Raw genomic sequence first — 22,036 nt, forward strand, 5'->3', positions numbered from 1 at the left:
AATAGTCAGCAAGCAAACCTGGGGCGCACGCCACCGCGGCGCGGCAAGCCCATGATCTCGCGCGCTTCGGCCGGCGTGGCCGGTTCCATATCCATCTCGCGGATGATGCGCACGATGCGTTCCACCAGCTGCACATTGGTGGCCAGCTCGCCATGGCGGTAGTACAGATTGTCTTCCAGCCCCACCCGCGCGTGCCCGCCCAGCAGCAAGGCGCTGATGTTGGCTTCCAGCTGCGACGGCCCGATGCCGCTCACGCAGAACACGCTGTCCTTGGGCAGCATGTCGACCATCATCTGCAAATAGCGCGGCGAGAACGGCATCGCGTTCTGGAAATTGCGATGCACGTTCATCACCAGGTTCACGAAGGGCGGACCGTCATCCAGCCCTTCGTTGATCAGCGTGGTCGTGTCCTGCAGGATGTGGGTCGGGCTGAAGACCTCCCATTCGGGCTTGATGCCGCGCGCCTTCATGCCCGCCGCCAGCTCGCGCGCCTTGGTCAACGGCGTGTTCATCAGGTATTCGTGGTCGCCAAACGCCAGGTTCAGCGTCGTGGCATCCAGCGTGCACATCTCGGCGCCGGCATCCATGCCCTTGAGCCGCTCTTCCCACACGATTTCCCACATGCCTGGATAGCTTTCCCGCACCATGTCGCCATGCACGCCGCCGCCCGTGGAATTGTTCAGCACGATGTCGCAGCGCTCGCGAATGCGCTGGTTCATGTCCAGGTAGATGCCCGCATCGCACGTCGCCTGGTCGTCCGGGCGGCGCGCATGCAGCGCCACCACGCTGGCGCCCGCGTTGTAGCAACGGTAGACGTCGTCGGCAATCTCGGCCGGCTGCGTCGGCAGGTGCGGATTCTGGGTCTTGAAGGCCATGCCCCCCGTCGGGGCAATGGTCACGATCACTTTACGTTTCGCCATGAAGATTCTCTTTCAAGCTGGGTTGGCCGATGCCGTTCATTTCCACAGTGCGCAGCGCGTCTCGTCCTTTTTGGTAAAGGCCTCGTTGCCGTCGATGGTCTGCACCACGTCGAAGTAGTCCCACGGTTCCTTGGATTGCTCCGGCGTCTTCACCTGCAGCAAATACATGTCGTGCACCACCCGGCCATCAGGCCGCACCACGCCGTCCTTGATGTACAGGTCGTTCAGCTTGGTCTGGCGCAGATAGGCCAGCACGCGGTCCGGGTCATCCGTGCCCGTGGCCTTGACCGCGCGCAGGTATTGCAGCGCCGCCGAGTAGTCGGCCGCCTGCAACGACGACGGCATCGCCTTGCGGGCCTCGAAGAACTTCTGGCTCCAGGCGCGGGTCTCTTCCGACGCGTTCCAGTACCAGCTGTCGGTCAGGTACATGCCCTGCGTGGCCGGCAGGCCCATCGCGTGGATGTCGTTGATGAACATGATCAGCCCCGCCAGGCGCATCGTCTTGGTGATGCCGAACTCGTTCGCGGCCTTGATCGCGTTGGTGGCATCGGCCCCGGCGTTCGCCAGCGCCAGGATCTCGGCCTTGCTGCTTTGCGCCTGCAACAGGAACGACGAGAAATCCGCCGACGACAGCGGGTGCTTCACCGACCCCACCACCGTGCCGCCGCCCGCTTCCACGACCTTCGTCGTGTCCGCCTGCAACGCATGCCCAAAGGCATAGTCGGCCGTCAGGAAATACCACTTCTTGCCGCCCGCCTTCACCACCGCCGCCCCCGTGCCGCGCGCCAGCGCAACCGTGTCGTAGGCGTAGTTCAGCGTATAGGGCGTGCATTGTTCGTTCGTCAGCGCCGGGGCGCCGGCGCCCACCACGATGATCGGCTTCTTCTTGTCGGCCGCCACCTTCGACATCGCCAGGGCCGTGCTGGAATTGGTGCCGCCGATCAGCATGTCCAGGCCCTTCTGGTCGAACCACTCGCGGGCCTTGGCCGACGCCACGTCCGCCTTGTTCTGGTGGTCTGCCACCAGCAATTCGATCTTCTTGCCGTTGATCTCGCCGCCCATCTCCTGGATGGCCATCTTGATGGCTTCCACCCCGCCCGGGCCGTCCGGCCCGGAATACACGCCCGACAGGTCCGTAATGAAGCCGATCCGGATCACATCGTCGGAATACTGGGCCTGCGCGACCGGGGCATTCAGCAGCGAGACCACGGCCCCGCAGGCGACGGCAGCACGGCAGACCGCCTGTTGCATTGACAACATCGTTATCTCCTCTTATGGTTTTTGGGCTCTTGGGGCCAAGAGCCTGTCACGACTGCGCCTCGCGCCTTGATACGCGTTCATTGGGTACGCAGGCTACTTTGGGTGTCGACAGGCCCTGGCCTATTCTGCGTCCCGCCCGGGATGTGAACAGTCATCACAATGACAGAGCGCCCTAGGGTTTACCTGAGCGATATCGCTTCAAAAAATAAGGGATGGATATGCGTGGATCGCCCGCCGGCAGCGCCAACGCGCAGGCCACCGCCACCGAGTCGCCCGCCGGGAAGCGCCGCCCCGCGGCCTGCCCGGTCGATCGCATGCTGGACGTCGTCCCCTGGTACAAGGGCCTGCCCGCGCTGGAACGCAGCGTGGTCCGGTCCGAATTGCGCACCGTCTCGCTGGCTGCCGGCGAATACCTGTTCCGCTCAGGTTCCCGCTCGCCCGGCTGGTACGGCGTGGTGGCCGGCCTGGTGAAATGGTCGTCCCGCGGCCCCGACGGCCGGTCCCTGTCGCTGGCCGGCTTCAGCACCGGAAGCTGGTTCGGCGAAGCCACCATGATCCGCCGCGAGCAATTCGAATACGAAGTCGTCGCCCTGCGCCCCAGCCGGATCGTCATCCTGCCGCGCGACACCTGCGAACGCCTGTGGAACAACAACATCGAGTTCACCAAGGTGCTGATGATGCACCTGGCGCAGCGGGTCAATTGGCTGATGGCCTGCTATACGGGCAACGTGCTGCTGGACGTGGACACCACCGTGGCCCGCGCCGTTGCCGCACAATGCGATGCCGAGCAGCATTCCGGCTTTGATGGGCGGCTGAAGATCTCGCAGGAAGAGATCGCGGCGCTGTGCGGGGTATCAAGGCAGCGCTGCAACGCCACCCTGACCCGGCTGGCGCGCGAGGGCGTGCTGCGCACGCACTACGGCGGATTGACGGTGCTGGATGCGGAAGCGTTGTATCGGTTTGCGAAGATCAGTCGAAAACCCGCTGCGGGTTCTGAGGCCTCGCAGTAGCAGCACCCTTACCTCCCCCCAATCGCTCTCTTGCGAACGCTGATCGATGATTAGCGCTCTCGGCAAAACGTTCGCACTTATGCGAAATCGGAACAGAAGCGCATCGAGTATGCAGTCTGGGGCAGCTTCGCCTCCGGAATTCAGAATCTTCCAATTTCCCCAGCCCCAAGGATTGCGCATGATCCCCGGGACCGTTCATGGATATTCACCGCGGCAAGCGACGGATCGAAGCCTGGACGACTCACACGGCGGCTATTCGCTGCCGCTCCCTCAGGCCGTCCTTCAGGAACAAGCATGCTCGACTTCAACCGTATTCGTCGCCAAGAGACCCTCGACCAGCGCGCGTTCCTGCAAGAAGATCATTCCCTGCAATTTGACATCACGCTTGCCTTCGAGTCGCTGGCGTCAGGCCGCCCCGCGGCCCCGAACGCGCCTTCGGCCAACAGATGGACCGTCGCGTTCAAAAGCCTTGAGTTGCTTTTGCTGGGCTACACCGCGGGAAAGCCAATAGAAGAACTGCGGACCCAACTACCGACCGTCATCGCCCGCTTTGGCAATTACCTCGGCCAAGACGCCTCTCCTTCCCGCAAGCGCCCGCCGGAACACGTCGCAGATACGCTGGAAATCACCCAGCTCGATAACTACGTATACGTGTTCTGGCTGCTGGCCTTGTGCAAGTTGCTGCGGCACGAGGCCCTGGTCCAGGAAGTGGTCCGCTGGGTCGACCAGTCCTGGGACGTCAACCGACGCCGCGACGCCTTGTTTGAAAACGTCGTCGCCGAGCTGACCGGCGTGCGCCTGGCAACCCCGTGCGTCATGCTGCACCCCGATCCCTATCATTCCCTGGGTCGCGTCACGCTGGTTCCGCCCGATGAGCGCGTGGCTCACATGAAGACCCTGCTGGACGAGTGGTACGACGGAATGGAACCGAACTACTGGCACGACTCGCATATCGACGACGTTCACTTCGGCTACTGGTGCCTGGAAGCGGCGCTGGTCACGGTGCTATGGAACGTCGACGACAGCAGCTACCGAGACCATCCCCACTATCCGAGCGACTTGGTTGACTGGTATCGAATCAGATAACGAACAGAACCAGACCACGTTTTCAGGACTGCGGGCCAGCGTAGCGCCGAGTCATCTTCAACGATATAAAGCGTCAAATATGAACTCTTGAATACGCACTGAGTTCATATTTGACCCGTCAATCAGCGGGCGGGCAGCCGCCCAGATTGCCCGTCAGAACTTCCCATGCCGCAGATACGCTTCCTGCGGATCCACCCCCTCAAGGATTGCCGTACGAACCAGGTTTTCCTTGCCCATGGCCTCTTCTGCCAGCAGCAGCACGCGATCAAGATTCGCACGTGGAATGCGCACCACGCCGTCACGATCGCCAAACAGGTAATCGCCAGGAAATATCCTGACCTCACCAATGGTGACCGGCACATCAATGCCATACGGCAGCCAATAGCCCACCACATCGCGTGGCGTGTGGTAGCGATGCCAGACCTGAAAACCGATGTCCAGGATGGATTGGGAATCACGAATCCCGCCATCGGCGATCACGCCGCACACCCCCTTGTACTTGAGCGTTTCGGCAGACAGCTCGCCCATATGCGCGACCGTGGAGTCGTTGGGTTGTATCACCAGCACGTGCCCCGGCTTCGCCTTGGACAGCATGCCTGTCCAGCCCAGCAAGGTTTCATGCCCAAAGGCCGAGGGATCGACGCGGCCGGCAACGGTAAACGCCGGGCCGGCCATCTTTTGCCCCGGTATCAATGGCCGCAATGTGGAAGGCAGCGTGAAGTTGCGCAGCCCTTCGGCCCGCATCACATCGTGAAGAATTGCTGAATGACACTTGGCCAGGCGATCCAGGTAGGCGGCTTGCTGGCGTTCCATGTCTTTTTCCGGTGTGCTCATCGTTGTCTCCTCGTGTTGCCATGACCGTCACGGCGATGCGCCGTTGCCTATGGCGTGCCCAGTCCCAAGCGAGCCGACGGAGAATCACAACGCGAGATGCCAACCGCGTTCGCACGGGCAGAGCTCCCCATGCTAGGGTGCGCGCGAGCGGGTAGAAATTGGAAAATTCTCAAAACGAGTCAGCGCGACGGCACCGGACGACCCGAAACATGCGGCTCGGGAAACGTCATCAAAGGACCGGTTCGGGCCACATGGCGATCGCTCAGCCCAACGAGGGCAGGCGCTTTACGCGGCTTGCAGCCTGGCGCCACGCGACCGCCGACGCAGTTCCACCACTCGCTCGGCCCCCACTGCTCGGGCACGCAGCTGGCCACAACCTGCCTCGACGTCCTGCCCCGCGCTATTCCTGACCTTGGTCAGCACGCCTCTGCGGTGCAGGATGCGGACAATCTCGCGGATGCGTTCGGTGTCGGGACGCTGGTAGTCGTCGCCTTCCAGGCTGTTGAACGGAATGACGTTGAGCACGCCGAACTTGCCCTTGAGCAAGCGCTCGATGGCATCGAGTTCGTCGTCACCATCGTTCACGCCCTTGAGCAGCGTCCACTGGTACTGCACCGGGTATCCGGTATCGCGGGCATAGGCTTCACCCAGCTCGACCAGTTCTTCGGGCGTAATCTGCGGCGCGCGCGGCAAGAGATGCCGGCGCAGGTCGGCCTTGGTCGTGTGCAGCGACAGCGCCAGAGCAGGCTTGACGCGTTGCTGCGGCAAGGCGTCGAACACGCGCCGGTCACCGACGGTGGAGAACACCAAGTTCTTGTGGCCGATGTTGCCTTCCGTACCGAGCAGGTCGATGGCTTCGAGCACGTTGTCCAGGTTGTGCGCCGGCTCGCCCATGCCCATGAAGACCACTTTCTTCACCGCTCGCTGGCGTCGCGCCAACACAAACTGGGCCAGGATTTCCATGCTGGTCACCTGGCGGATCAGGCCGCTCTTGCCGGTCATGCAGAACCGGCAGCCCACCGCACAGCCGACCTGCGTGGAAACACAGAGCCCGTCGCGCGGCAGCAGCACGCTTTCCACCATCTGGCCATCGGCCAGGGCAAGAAGCAGGCGCGCGCCGTCGTTGCCGGCATGCTCGGAATGGACTCGCGCAAGGCCGTCCAGTTCCGACGCCAAGGCGGGCAGCGCATCCCGCAGCGCCAACGGCAGGTAATTGTCGAAACGCCGGCGCCAGGTGTCGGTGTCGAACGCTTGCCCGCTCAACCAGGCGCGCATGACCCGGCCGCGATGAGCCGGCTGGGCGCCGAGGGCGGCGAGGCGGGGGTGGAAGTCGGAGAAGCGCATGGGGAGCGGATTTTACTCTGCTCGGTGCGGGCAAAATCAGTCGAAAGCCTATGGAAGCGAGCGAGAGGTCGAGCTATGGTCTCGACGTCGAGATGTTCGTAGTTTGAGCCCTTAAGCAGGTTTAAGACTGGAACTGCAGTCATCAAACGCGGCCCTGAGCAGGCAAGGGGTGACGGATCGGTGAGATTGATTTCACGATTAGATTCAGCATTAGAAATAGCCCATAAGACTATTTCTAATGCATTTTCTCTGTCCACAAGAACAAAACGATTAAATGTTGTGCTAATTTTCAACCATGGAAGGAAATTCTAGGCACCAAGTAATCAAGCGACTCCAAGCGGATCTTCCCCGTGGCGCGCCGTTTGACTTGACCATTCTCGCTCAGTTCGGAGTGTCTCCCCAACTTGCTGCACGTTACGTTGAGGGGGGCTGGCTCGTGCGGCTGGCACAAGGCGTCTACGCCTTCCCGAATGATGATTTCGGGGCCTACGGCGCGTTGAAGCTTCTGCAACGGCGCGTGCCTGGCCTGCACATCGGGGGCAGAAGTGCGCTAGCCCTCCAGGGTGTACGGCACAACCTGGGCAGCCGGGACACGCTGGTATTGTGGGGAGGTAGCCGCTACATGTTGCCAGCCTGGTTCACATCGCGCTTTCCGGCGCGTTATGTTCACGCCAGCCTGTTCGATTGGCCGGATTCTGCCCTGGCCAGCAAAAGCCTGGGTACCCCCCCTGGCCTACCCGAGGGACTAGCGGTGGCAGCACCCGAACGCGCCGTGCTGGAACTGCTGTATGACGCTGGCACCAGGCAAAGCCTGGAAGAGGCCCGTAATCTCTTCGATGGTTTGCGTTCACCGCGCAAGGAGTTGCTGGGCCAATTGTTGTCCTGCTGCACGAGCGTCAAGACCGTCCGCCTGTTCCTTACCTGGGCCCGCGAGACCCAGGTAGTGGATGTGGACGATTTGCTCACGCGATATTCGCCACGTACTGGCAGTACGAAACGCTGGATGAGCCGGCTTGCCGACGGCACCCTGTTGAGTCTGAACCCATATGGATAAGGACTACGCCGATACGGTTCGCCTGCTACTCGCTGTCACGCCTGAAGTCTTCGCTAACGACGTATTTGCGATGAAGGGAGGCACGGCGATCAACCTGTTCGTGCAGGACATGCCCCGCCTGTCGGTCGATATCGACGTGGTGTACCGGCCTTGGGATGTAGCACGGGACGAGGCGCTGGGCGCGATCAACAGCGAACTGGCAGCCATCACGCAGCGCGTTGCGCCACTTGACGTGCAGACACGTCTGATTCGCGGCAATGACCTCAGCGACACCAAATTGATCATCGGAAACGATACCAGCCAGGTGAAGATCGAAGTCAATGTAGTATTCCGTGGAACGGTGCTGCCTATCGAGCATAGACCGCTGAGCGCCAGAACCAGTGAGATGTTCAGCGTCGAGTTCACGGCACCGATCCTCGCGCGAGACGAGTTATATGCTGGCAAGCTGGTCGCGGCCCTGGACCGGCAGCATCCGCGTGATCTGTTCGACGTATGGCAGCTTTACGAATCTGGAGGTGTCAGCGATGAAATGGTCGAGTGCTTCGTGATCTATCTGGCCGGCCACAATCGACCGCCCCATGAAGTGCTGTTCGGCAACGACAAGGACATTTCGGCAGAGTATGAGCGTGCTTTCGTCGGCATGACTGAAGTGGACTGCTCGCTAGAAATGCTGCTGAAGGCTCGTGCCAGATTGCGGCAAGAACTGCCGCAACGAATGACCGCACATCACAAGCAATTCCTGAGCGGGCTAGTGCGTGCTGAACCTGACTGGGCATTACTGCAATGCCGGCACGCTGCCCAACTGCCAGCTTTACGGTGGAAGCTCGCTAACCTGGAGGCGTTCCGCAAAAAACGCCCAAATGATTTTTTTACACAGGCTGATGCGCTTGATGCCGGGCTGAGCCACAAAGATCAAAAATGAGCGGGCCGCCGTTGTCAGCTTTAGAAGCCCCACCTACCCCGCAATGGCCTGGGCCAGTTGCTGGATAGACAGCGGCGCGCAACCCTCGGCGTCGTTGCTGACCGTCACGTAGGCCGGTTGGCCCGCGCCCGTAATGCCGCGGACCGTGCGCGCCAACACCATGCGAGTGGGAATGTCCTCGCTGAGAATGGCATTGAACGGATCATGCTTCTTCTGCGCGGCGGCATACCCATAGGGGCCGAAAACGCGGTTCAGGTTCCAGCGGCAGACCAGCGGCCCCGGCCATAGCGCGCGCAGCATCGGCAATTGCGCTTCGATCGGTGGCATCTTGCCATGCAGCCCAAGGCAGAAAGTGGCCCCATGCGCCTTGAGCGTGTCGACCAGCGCCTGGCCCAGTAGTTCCGGGTCTCGTACTTCCACCGCGACGATCACGGCCTCATGCGTGGACAATGCTTCTCGGACAGCCGCCAGCATGTGCCCCAATTTCTCGAACAGCGATGCCTGGCGACTCAGCCAGCCCAGAGGCAGCGGACTCAGCTGGAACACCAGGACGCCGAGCTTGGCCCCCAGGCCTTCGAGCGCCGGCCGTACGAATTCCTGGACGGCCAGCGACGGATCCAGGAAAACCGGGTTGGCGTCGCGCGTCCTGCCTTCTTCGCCACGCACCTGGGCGTCTGTAATGCTGGAGGGACATTTGACGACGAAACGGAAATCATCATCGACCTGTCCCGCATAACCGGCATACTGGCTCGCCGTCAACGGCTGCCAGAAAGTGCGGTCCACGCAAACCGTGCGCAAAAGCGGATGCCGATGGTAGGCGCCAAGGCCGTGCCTGGACAGCGTGCTCGAATCGTATTCGCCGTCCCAGACCAGCCCTTCCCAGCCGGGGTATGACCAGGTGGAGACGCCAAAGCGCAACTGCGCCGGCAACTGCTGCGCAAGCGCGCTCCATTCCTGCGCCGCAGGAGCGGGAAGCACTCTGGCCATGTTCCGGAGGGCGGAAACATCGAGATTGGCAGGAGAGGCGGCATGCTCCGAGGCCTTGGCCGGCGGCACGGGCAGCGCATCTCCGAATAGATCTTCTTGCATGCTCGTGATTCTAAAGAAATAACGAACCAGACTACATTTTCACGCAGACAGCCTGGCGCACACGCGGTACAGCCACGGACGCGCAGCGGCACGCCGATCGGAAAGAGCCATCAGGAGATTTGCCAGGAAAATCAGGCGATCGCACAGCTCAGTACAAGAACGGCGACGTAAGCGATGAAGGGAAAATTGGAGCGGGTGAAGGGAATCGAACCCTCGTATGAAGCTTGGGAAGCTGCCGTTCTACCATTGAACTACACCCGCTCGGGTGTCGTGCCCGGGTCTGAAACCCGGGCAGAGGCGCGAATTATAGCGCGGGTTTTTCTGCGCCGGGAGGCGGCCTGCCGCCCCCCGGTTTCCCGGCAATCGGCGCTTAGTTGGCCGTGATGTTGGCCGCCTTGACGACCTTGCCCCAGCGGTCCAGTTCCGACTGCGTATAGGCGCCCAGTTCCTTCGGCCCCATGAAGATGGCCTCTGCGCCCTGTTCGGCGGCTTTCTGGCGGAAGGCGTCGGTCTTCATGATCTTCTGGATTTCACCGGCGATCTTGTCGACGACGGGCGCGGGCGTGTCCTTGGGTGCATACATGGCGAACCACGACGACACGATCAGGTCGGGAAATCCGGCTTCGGCGGCGGTGGGGACGTCGGGCAGGGACGGCAGGCGGGTGTTGCCGGTGACGGCCAGCGCGCGCAGCTTGCCGGCGGCGATCTGGCCCAGCAGCGGCGGCGGCGTGGTGATGGTCATGTCGACGGCGCCGCCCAACAGGTCGTTCAGCGCGGGGCCGGTGCCCTTGTAGGGAATGTGGGTGATCTGGGTGCCGGCCATCTGGTTCAGCAGTTCGGTGGCCACCTGCTGCAGCGAGCCGTTGCCGGACGAGGCGTAATTCAGCTTGCCCGGGTTGGCCTTGGCGTAAGCCACCAGATCCTTGAGCGACTTGATCGGCAGGTCCGGGCGCACGACCACGACTTGCGGCGCCGACAGCACGTTGGCGACGGGCGCGAAGTCCTTGATGGGGTCCCAGCCCGTGGCGGGCGTAACGTGGGGCGTGATGACCTGAAAGCCCGAGTATTGCAAGAGCAGCGTGTAGCCGTCGCCTTTGGCGCGGGCCACGGCCTGCGCGGCGATGCCGCCGGAAGCGCCCGGCTTGTTCTCGACGACGACGCTCTGGCCCAGCGCCACGCCCAGCGGCTGGGCGATCAGGCGGGCCGCGATGTCAGTGGTGCCGCCGGGCGCGGCGGACACGATCAGCGTGACGGGGCGGTTGGGAAAGTCGGCTTGCGCGCTAGCGGCGCCGGCGGCAACGGTCAGCGCGGCGGCGATACCGGCGCGCAGGGTGAGGGGCAGGCTGGGCAATGCCATGGGTGTGTCTCCTTGGATTTTTATAGTGTGGTCAAAAACGATGGATCTGACTGCGGTACTGACAGGCGACAAGCGCCGCCTGCTATGGCGCGGCGGTGGGACTGCCGCCGCATTACGGTGGAAATCGTTCAGCCAGCCACGCCGGTGCCGCGTGCGTCGCCAGGCGTGGGCCGGCTTGCAGCAAGGCGTTGGACAGGTCCCGCTGCACCAGGGCAGGCAAGCCGCGCACGATGGCCATCAGGGGTTCCAGCGATACGCCGGTGTCCACGCCCATGCAGGCGAACATATGCACCAGTTCTTCGGTGTTGACGTTGCCGCTGGCGCCCGGCGCGTAGGGGCATCCGCCCAGGCCGCCGGCCGCCGCGTCGAAGCGGGTAATGCCGGTCTGCCAGGCGGCCATCGCGTTGGCCAGGGCCATGCCTCGCGTGTTGTGCAGGTGCACGGTCAGCGGCACGCCGGGCAAGCGCGTGAACGCCTGTTCGCACAGCGCGGCCACTTGCGTAGGAAACGCCATGCCCGTGGTGTCGCACAGCGTGATGCCAGCGGCGCCCGCATCCACCAGGCGCGCGGCCAGGTCCAGCACCTGCTCGGCCGCGACGTCGCCGTCGAACGGACAGCCGAAAGCGGTGGACAAGGATACGTTGCACGGCGTGCCGGTCTGCGCGGCCGCGGCCAGCACCTGCGACAGTTCGGCATAGGACTGGTCGCGCGTCATGCGCAGGTTGGCGCGGTTGTGGGTTTCGCTGCACGACATAACGAGGTTCATCTCGTCGGTGCCGGCTTCCAGCGCGCGTTCCAGCCCGCGGATGTTGGGCACCAGCGCGGTGTAGATCACGCCGGGCAGGCGGCGGATGCGGCCCATGACGTCGGCGGCGTCGGCCAGGGCGGGAATGGCCTTGGGTGAGGTGAAGCTGGTGACTTCGATGCGCGCGAAACCGCAGTCGGACAGGGCATCGACCAGGGCGACCTTGTCGTCGGTGGCGACCAGGGCTTTTTCGATCTGCAGGCCGTCGCGGGGGCCGACTTCGTTGATTTCTATCTGGGCGGGGCCGGTGTTCATGCGATGACTCCCTTGGCGCGCAGCGCGTCGCGTTGTGCGTCCGTCAGGCCCGCCTGCGCCAGCACGGTGTCAGTGTGTTCGCCCAGGGTGGGCGCGCGCTCGCGCACCGCGCCGGGATGGGACGACAGGCAGGGGAAGACGGCCGGCATTTCCACGGCAACGCCGGCCGCGGATGCGACGGTGGTGATGGCGTTGCGGGCGCGGTAGTGCGGGTCGGCGGCGATGTCGGCCACGGAATAGATGCGGCCGGCAGGCACGTCGGCTTCGCGCATGGCGGCCAGCACGTCGTCGATGTGGCGGGTGTGCGTCCAGGCGCCGATGGCCGCGTCGATCTCGGCGACGCGCCGGGCGCGGCCGTCGTTGTGCGCCAGGTCCGGGTCCTGCCCGAGGTCGTTGCGGCCGATGCGAGCCATCAGGCGGGAGTAGATGGCATCGCCATTGCCGGCGATGAGCACGTAGCCATCTGCGCAGGGGTAGGCGTTGGACGGCGCGATGCCGGGCAGCGCGGCCCCGGCAGGTTCACGCACGGCGCCGAACACGGAATATTCCGGCAGCAGGCTTTCGCTGAGATTGAACAGGCTTTCGTACAGCGCGGCGTCGATCACCTGCCCCACGCCGCCGCGCGCATCGCGCTGGTACAGCGCCAGCATCACGCCCAGCGCGCCGTGCAGGCCGGCGATGGTGTCGCCCAGCGACAGGCCGGCGCGCACCGGGGCGCGGCCAGGTTCGCCGTTCAGGTAGCGCAAGCCGGCCATGGCTTCGCCGATGGCGGCAAAGCCGGGTTCGCGCGACTTGGGGCCGGTCTGGCCGTAACCCGAAATGCGCAGCATGATCAGGCGGGGGTTCAATTCATGCAGGGTTTCCCACGACAAGCCCCATTTTTCCAGGGTGCCGGGGCGGAAGTTCTCGATCAGCACGTCGGCCTGCCGGGCCAGCAAGCGCACGATGTCCTGGCCTTCCTGCTGGCGCAGGTCCACGCACACCGACTGCTTGTTGCGCGACTGCGCTTCCCACCATACGGACGTGCCTTCATGCAGCAAACGCCATTTGCGCAGCGGGTCGCCCTGCCCTGGCGGCTCGATCTTGATGACCTGCGCGCCAAAGTCCGCCAGCGTCTTGGCGGCGAACGGCCCTGCTATCAGTTGGCCCAGCTCCAGCACGCGGATGCCGGCAAGAATCTGCCCTGCCATTTCGCCTCCCTGGCGACACTCGATATCAATGGACGGCAGTGTGCGCGCAAAGCGGCGCCGGGCGGAATGGACAATCGGGGAAAGGGGCATTCCCGGAACGAGAAACCCCGGGCAAACCCGCAACCGCAGGAATCAGCTGTCGCTGCGCAGATGCGCCAGCAGCAGGCGGGCCGCCACGGTCAGCGTGTCGGCATCGCGCACGCCCAGCAGCAGCCAGCGGCGCGCCCACTCGTCGGTCAGGGGAATCAGCTTGATCGGCATCGAGCGCGCATGCGGCTCGGCGGCGATGCGCGGCAGGATGCCCACGCCGCGGGTGGCCGACACCATGCGGCAGATGGCATCGAAGCTGCGCACCTGGATGCGCAGGCGTATCGCTCGGCCCAGGCGCCCGCTTTCATCGGCCAGGCGCGTGGCCAGGGACGTGGCGGGCGGCAGGCCGACGTAGTCGTAGGCCAGCGTGTCGGCAAAGGCTACCTGGGGTTCACCGGCCAGCGGATGGCGCTGCGGCACGATCAGCACCAGTTCGTCCAGGCGGTAGGGAAAGGTGGCCAGGCCGTCGGCCGGAGTGCGGTCGGCAAACACGCCGATATCGGCGCGGTTTTCCAGCACGGCGGTGACGATGTCGCTGCTGTTCTGCTCTTCCAGGTCGATGCGCACGGCCGGGTGACCGTCCATGAAGGCGGCCAGGTCTTCGGGCAGGAATTGCGTCAGCGACGAGGTATTGGCGGCGATGCGCACCTGGCCGCGTACGCCCTGGGCAAAGTCGGACAGCGCGCCGGCCATCTGTTCCACTTCCTGCAGCACGCGCAGCGCATGGACCAGGCAGGCCTGGCCGGCGTCGGTCAGTTCCACCCCGGCGGCGTTGCGGTACAGCAGCGCGGTGCCCAGCGCGGCCTCCAGGTCGGAAATCCGCTTGCTGGCCGCGCCCACGGCCAGATGCGACTGGCGCGCGCCGGCCGAAATGCTGCCCTGGCGTGCCACGGACACAAACAGGGAAAGCGTGACGAGGTCGAAGCGGGCAACGTTCATGAAAAGAAACCGGGGCGGCAGGCGCGGTGCAGGGAACCAGGCAGGGAACTATAGCCGCATCGCCGGAGCAATTCGGGATAAATATGTCCCCATTTTTATCACCCTGGGGCGCGGCGGCCGGGCTGGCCTGCCACTACAATTCCCCCCATGACTACGAACAAGCCCGCGGACACCCCCGCGAACAACTCCGCGACCACGCCTGTGAACACCCCCGCAACACCCGCCGGCGACGCCGCCGCCGCGCCCATTTCCCCGGAAACGCAGGCCGCGCTGGCCAGCACGCCGCACGCGCCGAACAGCCCCGGCGCTACCCACATCCGCAGCTTCGTGCACCGCCGCGGCCACATCACCCAGGGCCAGCTGGCCGCGCTGGAGCGCCTGATGGGCCAATGGTCCATTCCGTACGCGCCGCGCCGCCTGGACCCCGCCGCCGCCTTTGGCCGCGCGGCGCCGACGGTGCTGGAAATCGGCTTCGGCATGGGCGAGACCACCGAGAAGATCGCGCTGGCCCGCCCCGGCGACAATTTCCTGGGCGTGGAAGTGTTCAACGCCGGCGTGGGCTCGCTGCTGCGCCGCATTGAAGATTCCAGCATCCCGAACCTGCGCATCATCCAGCACGATGCCGTCGAGGTCGTGCGCGACATGATCGCGCCCGATTCCCTGGCCGGCGTGCACATCTATTTCCCCGACCCCTGGCCCAAGAAGCGCCACCACAAGCGCCGCCTGGTGCAGCCGCCGTTCATCGCGCTGCTGGCCAGCCGCATCGCCCCCGGCGGCTACATCCATTGCGCCACCGACTGGGAAGAATACGCGGTGCAGATGCTGGAAGTGCTGGGCAACGAACCCCTGCTGCAAAACACCGCGGACGGCTACGCGCCGCGCCCGGACTACCGCCCCCTGACCAAATTCGAGACACGCGGCCTGCGCCTGGGCCACGGCGTCTGGGACCTGATCTTCAAGCGAGTCGCCTGATGCTCTATCCGTCGATTGAACCCTACCGCCACGGCTTCCTGGATACCGGCGACGGCCACCAGGTCTATTGGGAACTCTGCGGCAATCCGCAGGGCAAGCCGGCGGTGTTCCTGCATGGCGGCCCGGGCAGCGGCTGCTCGCCGGTACATCGCCAGCTGTTCGACCCGCAGCGCTACAACGTGCTGCTGTTCGACCAGCGCGGTTGCGGCCGTTCGACGCCGCATGCCAGCCTGGACAACAACACCACCTGGCACCTGGTCGCCGACATCGAACGCCTGCGCGCCGAAGTGATGGGCGCCGACAAGTGGCTGGTGTTCGGCGGCTCGTGGGGCTCGACGCTGTCGCTGGCGTATGCAGAAACGCACCCGGACCACGTCAGCGAACTGGTGCTGCGCGGCATCTTCGCGTTGCGCCGCGCCGAGATCGACTGGTTCTACCAGGAAGGCGCGTCGTGGCTGTTTCCCGACCGCTGGGAAGAATATCTGGCGCCCATCCCCGAAGCCGAGCGCGGCGACCTGGTCACGGCGTATCACAAGCGCCTGACCGGTGCGGACCCCGCCGAGCAGTTGCGCGCGGCCAAGGCCTGGAGCAAATGGGAAGACAGCACGATCACGCTGCTGCCCAGCCCGCGCCACCAGCAAAGCCACGCCGCCGACCGCGCCGCGCTGGCTTTTGCCCGCATCGAGAACCACTATTTCGTCAATGCCGGCTTCATGGAAGAAGGCCAGCTGATCCGCGACGCCCACAAGCTGCGCGGCATTCCCGGCACCATCGTGCAGGGCCGCTACGACACCTGCACCCCCATGCGCACGGCCTGGGACCTGCACCGCGCGTGGCCGGAAGCCGACTTCCACATCGTGCCCGACGCGGGCCATGCCTTTGACGAACCCGGCACGCTGGCGCGCCTGATCGCGACCACCGACGCCTACGCAAAACGCTAAGGAGACCAGCATGCACATCACCCTGAACGGAGACGCCCGCGAGTTCCCGCTGGACACCACGGTGAACGAACTGCTCGAAACCCTGGGCTACGCCGGCAAGCGCGTGGCGGTGGAACGCAACGGCGAGATCGTCCCCAAGAGCCAGCACGGCCAGACTGCGCTTGCCGACGGCGACCAGATCGAGATCGTCGTGGCGGTGGGCGGAGGCTGATCGCCCCCGGGGCGACCCGCCGATGGATGTCGACAAAGGGCTGCAGCGATGCAGCCCTTTTTTATGGCGGGCAGGCTGATGCAACATCCTTGCACTCTTGCGTAACCTGACAGAAGGCTAGCAACCTGTTACACGTTAACCCCTCGTCTGTCGACGACAGAGGGGGTCATAATCGTCGTTGCCGCCGTGAGGTTCTACGGCCGCCTTTTTCTCACCGCAACATAGATAAAGGAAACACTATGGGTCTGCTCAATTTCATCAAGGATGTTGGGGAAAAGCTCTTCGGCGCCAGCGAAGCCAAGGCAGCAACGGCGGACGAACTGAAGAAAGAACTGGATAAGCACGGCCTGAACGCCGACGGCCTGCAGATCACCGTGGACGGCGACAAGGTCACGGTGGCGGGCGAAGCCGCCAGCACCGAAGCCGCCGAGAAGATCTCGCTGGCGCTGGGCAACACCGTCGGCGTGGCCGCGGTGGACAACCAGTTGAAGGTCAAGCAGGCCGCCCCCGAAGCCAAGATGTACACGGTGCAAAAGGGCGACAACCTGTGGAAGATCGCCGAAGCGCAGTACGGCAAGGGCCAGGGCGCCAAGAACACCCTGATCTTCGAGGCCAACAAGCCGATGCTGACCAGCCCCGACAAGATCTACCCGGGCCAGGTGCTGCGCATTCCGCCCCTGTCGTAAATCAGAACAGCGAACAAGCCGGCTGCGCCTTTGCAGTGGTCGGCTTGCATCGCGGCGCAGAACCCCCTGCCGCCGCGATTACTTGGCCAGACGCAACGTCTGGCCATTTTTTTGGCGCTGACCCATCAGCCCTTCATGAAGCGGCCCATGCCCTTCATGCCGCCCATGGCGCGCATCATCTTGGCCATGCCGCCCTTTTTCATCTGCTTCATCATGCCCTGCATCTGTTCGAACTGGGCCAGGAGGCGGTTGACCTCTTGCACGGGCACGCCCGATCCCGCGGCGATGCGGCGCTTGCGCGAGGCCTTGATGAGTTCGGGCTTGGCGCGTTCGGCGGCGGTCATGGAATTGAGGATGCCTTCGGTGCGGCGCAACTGCTTTTCAGCCTGGCCGCCCTGCAGCTGGCCGGCGGCCTGCTGGAACTGGGCCGGCAGCTTTTCCAGCAGCGAACCCATGTCGCCCAGCTTTTTCACCTGGCCGAGCTGGTCGCGGAAGTCGTTCAGGTCGAACTTGTTGCCCGACTTGATCTTGGCCGCGAGCTTCTGGGCTTCGGCGATGTCGATGTTCTTTTGCGCCTGCTCGACCAGGGAGACGATGTCGCCCATGCCCAGCACGCGCTGCGCCATACGCTCGGGGTAGAAGGGTTCGAGCCCGTCCAGCTTTTCCGAGACGCCGACGAACTTGAGCGGCTTGCCGGTCACGTGGCGTACCGACAGGGCTGCGCCGCCGCGGGCGTCGCCGTCCAGCTTGGTCAGCACCACGCCGGTCAGCGGCAGGGCCTCGGCAAAGGCGCGAGCGGTGTTGACCGCGTCCTGGCCTTGCATGGCGTCGACCACGAACAGCGTTTCGATCGGCTTGACCAGGTCATGCAGGGCGCGGATTTCGCGCATCATGGCTTCGTCGATGCCCAGGCGGCCGGCCGTGTCCAGGATCAGGACGTCGTAGTGGTGGCGGCGGGCATGGTCGACCGCGTTGCGGGCGATGTCTTCGGGCTTCTGGCTGGGGTCGGACGGCAGGAAATCGACGCCGACCTGGGCCGCGACGCTTTTCAACTGGTCGATAGCGGCCGGACGATAGACGTCGGCGGACACCACCAGGACCTTTTTCTTGCCGGTCTTGCGGCCATGCTGGGTGTGCTGGCCTTCGGACAGCCAGCGAGCCAGCTTGCCGGTGGTGGTGGTTTTACCGGCGCCCTGCAGGCCGGCCATCAGGATGACGGCGGGCGGCTGCACGGCCAGCGACAGTTCGCCGGAATCGGCGCCCAGGTCGCCGCCCATGAGGGCGGTCAGTTCCTTGTGGACCACGCCCACCAGGGCCTGGCCGGGGCTGAGGCTGCCGGCGACTTCTTCGCCCAGCGCCTTTTCCTTGACCCGGGCGACGAATTCGCGCACCACGGGCAGCGCCACGTCGGCCTCAAGCAATGCCATGCGCACTTCGCGCAGCATCTCTTGCGTGTTGGCCTCGGTCAGGCGGGCTTCGCCGCGCAGCGTCTTGACGACGCGCGAAAGGCGTTGAGTTAGGTTATCGAGCATGAGAGGCGTTTCCGCTTAAACTAGCTGATTGAACGGTGGCCGCAGGCGCGGATTCTGCGCTTTCCGGTGGTATGCACCCCAAGGCCCCATCCAGACAACGGTTTCTATGTCACTAGGCATTGTATTTCACACAGCGGCTGCCTTGGCGTACGCAGTGCTGGGAGGCTCCCTTTGGGTGCGCCTGGCGGGCGCCGGGGAAGTCGAGCACACGGGCAAAATCGCCCGGGCGTGCCTGCTGGGGGCCCTGGTTTTGCATGGAATCGGCCTGCAACAATCCATGCTGGGGGCCCCGCACCTGTTCATAGGGTGGGCACTGGCGCTGTCCGCCGCCGTGTGGCTGGGCCTGGTGGTGTTCTGGCTGGAAAGCCTGCTGGTGCGCATCGACGGCCTGCAATTGCTGCTGTTGCCCGCCGCCACCCTGGCCAGCGGCCTGGCGGCCCTGTTTCCCCAGGGGCAGTTCGTGCCCCATGCCGACAACCCCTGGCTGCGCGTCCACCTGCTGATCGCCCTGGCGGCCTACGGCCTGATCACCATCGCCGCCCTGCACGCCATGATGATGGCCCTGCTGGACCGCCATCTGCACCGCCCCCTGGACGCCCCCGCTGAACGCAGCATCATCGGCCGGGTGCTCGATTCCCAGCCGCCGCTGCTGGTGCAGGAACAACTGCTGTTCCGCATCATCTGGATCGGTTTCGTGGTGCTGACGCTGGCCGTGGGGTCGGGGTCGGTGGCGTCCATGAAGCTGACCGGCATGATCCTGCCGTTCGACCATAAAACGGTGTTCACCCTGCTGTCCTGGCTGACCTTCGGGGTGCTGCTGGCCGGCCGCCACATCTGGGGCTGGCGCGGCCGCGTGGCCCTGCGCTGGACCCTGACGGGTTTCGGGTTCCTTATCCTGGCCTATACCGGCAGCCGGTTTGTGCTGGAAGTCATTCTGCATCGAGGCTGACGTGGGCAAGCTGCTGTTCTGGATCGTCGTCATCATCCTGGTGCTGTTCGTGGCCCGCATCGCCGGCCGCATGGCCGCCGCCCGCCAGGCCCCGCCCCCAGGCGCCAAGCCGCGCCCCGCGGCCGGCCAACCCGCCCCCGGCGCCCCCGAATCCATGGTCCGCTGCGCCCACTGCGGCATCCACCTGCCGCGCTCGGAAGCGCTGCTGCAAGGCGGCCACACCTGGTGCAGCCTGGAACACGCGCGGCTGGGGCCCGCAGCGAAATAGGACGGAAGGGGCTGGTTGGGGTCTGTGTGCGCTGTTTACGCAGGCCCAAAACCGCTCCAACCGACCCGCTGCGCCGCGCAGGCATAATGCATGTTGGATACAACATGCATGCTTCCTTCCCATGGCCCTGCTTCTGGATCGACATGGCTGGCTGGCGCCGGCCCCTGGTGTTTCCCGCCTGCCCTCCCCCAACTGCGACGCGCGCCCGCCGGGCACGCAGGTGTCGCTGCTGGTCCTGCACAACATCAGCCTGCCGCCGGGGCAGTTCGGTGGCCCCGAGGTCGCCGGGCTGTTCCTGAACACGCTGGACTACGGCTCGCATCCCTGGCTGGAACGGCTGCGCGGGCTGCGGGTATCGGCGCACTTCTTCATCCGGCGCGACGGCCGCATCGTGCAGTTCGTGTCCACCGACGCCCGCGCCTGGCATGCCGGCGTGTCCAGGTTCGCGGGGCGCGAGCGCTGCAATGATTTTTCGATCGGCATCGAGCTGGAGGGCACGGACACCCTGCCCTACACTGACGAGCAATACGTAGCGCTGCGCAAGCTGACACCGGTGCTGCGCACGCGCTATCCCCTGGCGGCCGCCTGGGGCCACGAGCACATCGCCCCGGGCCGCAAGACCGACCCGGGGCCCGCATTCAACTGGACGCGCTTTTCGCGCGACAGCGGCTTTGCGCGGCGGCAATTGCCGCCCGCCTGACCCTTACAAGGATTCGTTATGTTGAAGATCTGGGGACGCCTGACTTCCGTCAACGTGCAGAAAGTCATGCTGGCGGTGCGCGAACTGGCGCTGCCGCACACATTCATCCAGGCGGGCGGCCCGTTCGGCGTGGTCGACACGCCGGACTACGCCAAGATCAATCCCAACCGCACCGTACCCGCCATCGACGACGGCGGCTTCGTGCTGTGGGAATCGAACGCCATCGTGCGCTACCTGGCCTCGCGTTACGGCGCCGGCACGCTGTGGCCTGAAGACGCCTGCATGCGGGCCGATTCCGACCGCTGGATGGATTGGCAGACGACCGAATGGCAAGGCGCCATGGGCCCGGCCTTCCTGGGCCTGATCCGTACGCCCGAAGACAAGCGCGACCGCGCCGCCATCGACCTGTCGGTCAAGCGCAGCAACGCCCGCGCCCAGATCCTGGACCAGGCGCTGCAAGGCCGCGAATTCATCGCCGGCCGCCAGCTGACCATCGGTGACATCGCCCTGGTCTGTTCGGCGCATCGCTGGCTGGCCCTGCCCATCGAACGCCCGGACACGCCCGCCCTGTCGGCCTGGTACCGCCGCGTGATGATGCGCCCCGCGCCGCAGGGCGTGCTGACGCTGCCGCTGGAATAAGCCCGCTTATTCGACCCAGGGCGTCTTGGCCCAGATGGCCCGCAGGCGGGTGTCGTCGCCTTTCAGGCGCTCTTGCCATTGCGGGCCGTCCAGGTAGTCCATTTCGGTGAACTGCTGCTTCATCTGGGCCTGGAATTCCGGGTTGGCGGCAACGTTGCCCAAGGCCTTGCGCAGCTTGCCGGCCACGTCCGCCGGCAGGCCCTTGGGCGCCACGATGCCGCGCTCGGACGCAAACACCAGGTTCACGCCCAATTCCTTGAAGGTCGGCACGTCCGGCCCCAGCGGCGACCGTTCGGCGCTGGCCTGCGCCAATACCCGCATGTTCTTGCCGTGATAGGGCATCACTTCGCCCAGGTTCAACCCGCCGATCACGGTATGCCCGCCCAGCACCGAGCTGCGCAGCGGCCCCGCGCCGTTGTAGGGCACATGGTTCAGCTGCGTGCCCGTCAGGTTCTGGAACAACACCAGGGCCAGGTGATCGTCGGTGCCCACGCCAGTGGACCCGTAGCTGATGGCGCCGGGCTTGGCTTTTGCCGCGGCGATCAGCGCGTCCAGCGTCTGGTAGGGACTGTCGGCCGCCACGCTGAAGGCGCTGGGGTCGCGCACCAGGTTCGCCAGGTAGGTGAAGTCGCCAGTGGTGAAGCCCGCCTTGCGCTCAATGGGCAGGGACACCAGCCCGGGCATGTTGGTCATCGCCAGCGTATAGCCGTCGGGCTTGGCACGGGCCACGTACGACAGGGCGATGGCGCTGGACGCGCCCGGCTTGTTCTGCACCACCACCGTGGCGCCCAATTCCTTTTCCAGGAACACCGCCAGCGAACGCGCGGTCAGGTCAGTGCCGCCGCCGGGCGCAAAGCCCACGATCAGTTCGATCGGATGATCGGGCCAGGCCCATGCGGGCAACGCGGCGCAGAGTCCCGCGACGGAAAGCGCGGCGCGCGCGACGGTCTTGCTCGAAAAAAACATGCTTGTCTCCTGGGTAC

Annotated in this window: 23 protein-coding genes and 1 tRNA gene; 12 read left to right on the forward strand and 12 right to left on the reverse strand. The window is 64.9% G+C overall.

What is annotated here, in order from left to right; genetic code table 11:
• Positions 1-5: 5 nt before the first annotated feature.
• On the reverse strand, positions 6-920 hold the full coding sequence (locus HV798_RS05130; protein ID WP_025138146.1) for a beta-keto acid cleavage family enzyme: 915 nt from the start codon (positions 918-920) through the stop codon (positions 6-8).
• Between the two features lie 36 nt (positions 921-956).
• Positions 957-2,180 carry an ABC transporter substrate-binding protein gene (locus tag HV798_RS05135; RefSeq protein ID WP_175191795.1) on the reverse strand — a complete coding sequence of 408 codons (1,224 nt, stop codon included), beginning with the start codon at positions 2,178-2,180 and terminating at the stop codon, positions 957-959.
• A gap of 218 nt (positions 2,181-2,398) precedes the next feature.
• Between HV798_RS05135 and HV798_RS05140 the strand changes: the two genes are divergently transcribed.
• Together HV798_RS05140 and HV798_RS05145 are read left to right on the forward strand one after the other, a co-directional pair.
• On the forward strand, positions 2,399-3,190 hold the full coding sequence (locus HV798_RS05140; RefSeq protein WP_246288585.1) for a Crp/Fnr family transcriptional regulator: 792 nt from the start codon (positions 2,399-2,401) through the stop codon (positions 3,188-3,190).
• A gap of 294 nt (positions 3,191-3,484) precedes the next feature.
• Positions 3,485-4,276, forward strand: a complete 792-nt coding sequence (locus HV798_RS05145; protein ID WP_175191794.1) for a PoNe immunity protein domain-containing protein — start codon at positions 3,485-3,487, stop codon at positions 4,274-4,276.
• Positions 4,277-4,429: 153 nt separating this feature from the next.
• On the opposite strand, the gene HV798_RS05150 is transcribed toward HV798_RS05145, so the two are convergent.
• Together HV798_RS05150 and HV798_RS05155 are read right to left on the reverse strand one after the other, a co-directional pair.
• A complete protein-coding gene (locus HV798_RS05150; RefSeq protein WP_246288586.1) occupies positions 4,430-5,110 on the reverse strand; it encodes an RraA family protein in 681 nt (226 codons plus the stop codon).
• Between the two features lie 285 nt (positions 5,111-5,395).
• Complete coding sequence (locus HV798_RS05155; protein ID WP_175191793.1) at positions 5,396-6,454, reverse strand: RNA methyltransferase; 1,059 nt, start codon at positions 6,452-6,454, stop codon at positions 5,396-5,398.
• 295 nt (positions 6,455-6,749) lie between these two features.
• Here HV798_RS05155 and HV798_RS05160 point away from each other — a divergent pair, with 295 nt between their 5' ends.
• On the forward strand, positions 6,750-7,508 hold the full coding sequence (locus tag HV798_RS05160; RefSeq protein WP_175191792.1) for a type IV toxin-antitoxin system AbiEi family antitoxin domain-containing protein: 759 nt from the start codon (positions 6,750-6,752) through the stop codon (positions 7,506-7,508).
• Positions 7,501-8,430 carry a nucleotidyl transferase AbiEii/AbiGii toxin family protein gene (locus tag HV798_RS05165; protein ID WP_175191791.1) on the forward strand — a complete coding sequence of 310 codons (930 nt, stop codon included), beginning with the start codon at positions 7,501-7,503 and terminating at the stop codon, positions 8,428-8,430. Before HV798_RS05160 ends, HV798_RS05165 begins: the two co-directional genes overlap by 8 nt.
• A gap of 33 nt (positions 8,431-8,463) precedes the next feature.
• Here the strand turns inward: HV798_RS05165 and HV798_RS05170 are convergent, their stop codons facing one another.
• The 6 genes from HV798_RS05170 to HV798_RS05195 all read right to left on the reverse strand — a co-directional run bounded on the left by HV798_RS05170 (position 8,464) and on the right by HV798_RS05195 (position 14,155).
• A complete protein-coding gene (locus tag HV798_RS05170; protein ID WP_175191790.1) occupies positions 8,464-9,519 on the reverse strand; it encodes a DUF72 domain-containing protein in 1,056 nt (351 codons plus the stop codon).
• A gap of 187 nt (positions 9,520-9,706) precedes the next feature.
• Positions 9,707-9,780: transfer RNA gene (locus HV798_RS05175), tRNA-Gly, on the reverse strand.
• A 109-nt stretch (positions 9,781-9,889) separates the two neighbouring features.
• Positions 9,890-10,876, reverse strand: coding sequence for a Bug family tripartite tricarboxylate transporter substrate binding protein (locus HV798_RS05180; RefSeq protein WP_175191781.1), 987 nt, complete (start codon positions 10,874-10,876; stop codon positions 9,890-9,892).
• 112 nt (positions 10,877-10,988) lie between these two features.
• Positions 10,989-11,936, reverse strand: coding sequence for a hydroxymethylglutaryl-CoA lyase (locus HV798_RS05185; RefSeq protein ID WP_175191780.1), 948 nt, complete (start codon positions 11,934-11,936; stop codon positions 10,989-10,991).
• Positions 11,933-13,126 carry a CaiB/BaiF CoA transferase family protein gene (locus tag HV798_RS05190; protein WP_175191779.1) on the reverse strand — a complete coding sequence of 398 codons (1,194 nt, stop codon included), beginning with the start codon at positions 13,124-13,126 and terminating at the stop codon, positions 11,933-11,935. The genes HV798_RS05185 and HV798_RS05190 overlap by 4 nt, the downstream gene beginning before the upstream one ends.
• 132 nt (positions 13,127-13,258) lie before the next feature.
• A complete protein-coding gene (locus tag HV798_RS05195) occupies positions 13,259-14,155 on the reverse strand; it encodes a LysR family transcriptional regulator (protein WP_025138160.1) in 897 nt (298 codons plus the stop codon).
• A 201-nt stretch (positions 14,156-14,356) separates the two neighbouring features.
• On the opposite strand from HV798_RS05195, the gene trmB reads away from it, so the two are divergent.
• The 4 genes from trmB to lysM all read left to right on the forward strand — a co-directional run bounded on the left by trmB (position 14,357) and on the right by lysM (position 16,965).
• On the forward strand, positions 14,357-15,127 hold the full coding sequence (gene trmB, locus HV798_RS05200; protein ID WP_175191834.1) for a tRNA (guanosine(46)-N7)-methyltransferase TrmB: 771 nt from the start codon (positions 14,357-14,359) through the stop codon (positions 15,125-15,127).
• Positions 15,127-16,068 carry a prolyl aminopeptidase gene (gene pip / locus HV798_RS05205; protein ID WP_175191778.1) on the forward strand — a complete coding sequence of 314 codons (942 nt, stop codon included), beginning with the start codon at positions 15,127-15,129 and terminating at the stop codon, positions 16,066-16,068. The genes trmB and pip overlap by 1 nt, the downstream gene beginning before the upstream one ends.
• 10 nt (positions 16,069-16,078) lie before the next feature.
• Entirely contained in the window at positions 16,079-16,279 is a 201-nt protein-coding gene (thiS, locus tag HV798_RS05210; RefSeq protein ID WP_175191777.1) for a sulfur carrier protein ThiS, read from the forward strand.
• A gap of 239 nt (positions 16,280-16,518) precedes the next feature.
• A complete protein-coding gene (gene lysM, locus HV798_RS05215) occupies positions 16,519-16,965 on the forward strand; it encodes a peptidoglycan-binding protein LysM (RefSeq protein ID WP_025138165.1) in 447 nt (148 codons plus the stop codon).
• Between the two features lie 125 nt (positions 16,966-17,090).
• Here the strand turns inward: lysM and ffh are convergent, their stop codons facing one another.
• Positions 17,091-18,497 carry a signal recognition particle protein gene (ffh, locus tag HV798_RS05220; protein ID WP_025138166.1) on the reverse strand — a complete coding sequence of 469 codons (1,407 nt, stop codon included), beginning with the start codon at positions 18,495-18,497 and terminating at the stop codon, positions 17,091-17,093.
• A 106-nt stretch (positions 18,498-18,603) separates the two neighbouring features.
• Between ffh and HV798_RS05225 the strand changes: the two genes are divergently transcribed.
• The 4 genes from HV798_RS05225 (at position 18,604) to HV798_RS05240 (ending at position 21,053) form a co-directional block, all read left to right on the forward strand.
• A complete protein-coding gene (locus HV798_RS05225; protein ID WP_025138167.1) occupies positions 18,604-19,446 on the forward strand; it encodes a cytochrome C assembly family protein in 843 nt (280 codons plus the stop codon).
• A gap of 1 nt (position 19,447) precedes the next feature.
• Positions 19,448-19,714 (forward strand): PP0621 family protein, encoded by a 267-nt coding sequence (locus HV798_RS05230; protein WP_175191776.1) that lies wholly within the window; start codon positions 19,448-19,450, stop codon positions 19,712-19,714.
• A gap of 121 nt (positions 19,715-19,835) precedes the next feature.
• Complete coding sequence (gene ampD, locus HV798_RS05235; protein ID WP_175191775.1) at positions 19,836-20,414, forward strand: 1,6-anhydro-N-acetylmuramyl-L-alanine amidase AmpD; 579 nt, start codon at positions 19,836-19,838, stop codon at positions 20,412-20,414.
• Between the two features lie 18 nt (positions 20,415-20,432).
• Complete coding sequence (locus HV798_RS05240) at positions 20,433-21,053, forward strand: glutathione S-transferase family protein (protein ID WP_175191774.1); 621 nt, start codon at positions 20,433-20,435, stop codon at positions 21,051-21,053.
• Positions 21,054-21,059: 6 nt separating this feature from the next.
• Here the strand turns inward: HV798_RS05240 and HV798_RS05245 are convergent, their stop codons facing one another.
• Positions 21,060-22,019 carry a tripartite tricarboxylate transporter substrate binding protein gene (locus HV798_RS05245; protein ID WP_175191773.1) on the reverse strand — a complete coding sequence of 320 codons (960 nt, stop codon included), beginning with the start codon at positions 22,017-22,019 and terminating at the stop codon, positions 21,060-21,062.
• Positions 22,020-22,036 lie beyond the last annotated feature (17 nt).

This window comes from Achromobacter deleyi (assembly GCF_902859705.1).
GTDB classification, from domain to species: domain Bacteria; phylum Pseudomonadota; class Gammaproteobacteria; order Burkholderiales; family Burkholderiaceae_B; genus Achromobacter; species Achromobacter deleyi.

Bases quoted from the DNA above. Each gene is read 5' to 3' on its own strand.
- lysM (WP_025138165.1), top strand. From the start codon at position 16,519: ATGGGTCTGCTCAATTTCATCAAGGATGTTGGGGAAAAGCTCTTCGGC.
- HV798_RS05245 (WP_175191773.1), bottom strand. From the start codon at position 22,019: ATGTTTTTTTCGAGCAAGACCGTCGCGCGCGCCGCGCTTTCCGTCGCG.
- HV798_RS05150 (WP_246288586.1), bottom strand. From the start codon at position 5,110: ATGAGCACACCGGAAAAAGACATGGAACGCCAGCAAGCCGCCTACCTG.
- ffh (WP_025138166.1), bottom strand. From the start codon at position 18,497: ATGCTCGATAACCTAACTCAACGCCTTTCGCGCGTCGTCAAGACGCTG.
- ampD (WP_175191775.1), top strand. From the start codon at position 19,836: ATGGCCCTGCTTCTGGATCGACATGGCTGGCTGGCGCCGGCCCCTGGT.
- HV798_RS05135 (WP_175191795.1), bottom strand. From the start codon at position 2,180: ATGTTGTCAATGCAACAGGCGGTCTGCCGTGCTGCCGTCGCCTGCGGG.
- HV798_RS05155 (WP_175191793.1), bottom strand. From the start codon at position 6,454: ATGCGCTTCTCCGACTTCCACCCCCGCCTCGCCGCCCTCGGCGCCCAG.
- HV798_RS05195 (WP_025138160.1), bottom strand. From the start codon at position 14,155: ATGAACGTTGCCCGCTTCGACCTCGTCACGCTTTCCCTGTTTGTGTCC.
- HV798_RS05145 (WP_175191794.1), top strand. From the start codon at position 3,485: ATGCTCGACTTCAACCGTATTCGTCGCCAAGAGACCCTCGACCAGCGC.
- HV798_RS05140 (WP_246288585.1), top strand. From the start codon at position 2,399: ATGCGTGGATCGCCCGCCGGCAGCGCCAACGCGCAGGCCACCGCCACC.
- HV798_RS05225 (WP_025138167.1), top strand. From the start codon at position 18,604: ATGTCACTAGGCATTGTATTTCACACAGCGGCTGCCTTGGCGTACGCA.
- HV798_RS05180 (WP_175191781.1), bottom strand. From the start codon at position 10,876: ATGGCATTGCCCAGCCTGCCCCTCACCCTGCGCGCCGGTATCGCCGCC.
- HV798_RS05240 (WP_175191774.1), top strand. From the start codon at position 20,433: ATGTTGAAGATCTGGGGACGCCTGACTTCCGTCAACGTGCAGAAAGTC.
- HV798_RS05160 (WP_175191792.1), top strand. From the start codon at position 6,750: ATGGAAGGAAATTCTAGGCACCAAGTAATCAAGCGACTCCAAGCGGAT.
- pip (WP_175191778.1), top strand. From the start codon at position 15,127: ATGCTCTATCCGTCGATTGAACCCTACCGCCACGGCTTCCTGGATACC.
- HV798_RS05130 (WP_025138146.1), bottom strand. From the start codon at position 920: ATGGCGAAACGTAAAGTGATCGTGACCATTGCCCCGACGGGGGGCATG.
- thiS (WP_175191777.1), top strand. From the start codon at position 16,079: ATGCACATCACCCTGAACGGAGACGCCCGCGAGTTCCCGCTGGACACC.
- HV798_RS05165 (WP_175191791.1), top strand. From the start codon at position 7,501: ATGGATAAGGACTACGCCGATACGGTTCGCCTGCTACTCGCTGTCACG.
- HV798_RS05185 (WP_175191780.1), bottom strand. From the start codon at position 11,936: ATGAACACCGGCCCCGCCCAGATAGAAATCAACGAAGTCGGCCCCCGC.
- HV798_RS05190 (WP_175191779.1), bottom strand. From the start codon at position 13,126: ATGGCAGGGCAGATTCTTGCCGGCATCCGCGTGCTGGAGCTGGGCCAA.
- HV798_RS05170 (WP_175191790.1), bottom strand. From the start codon at position 9,519: ATGCAAGAAGATCTATTCGGAGATGCGCTGCCCGTGCCGCCGGCCAAG.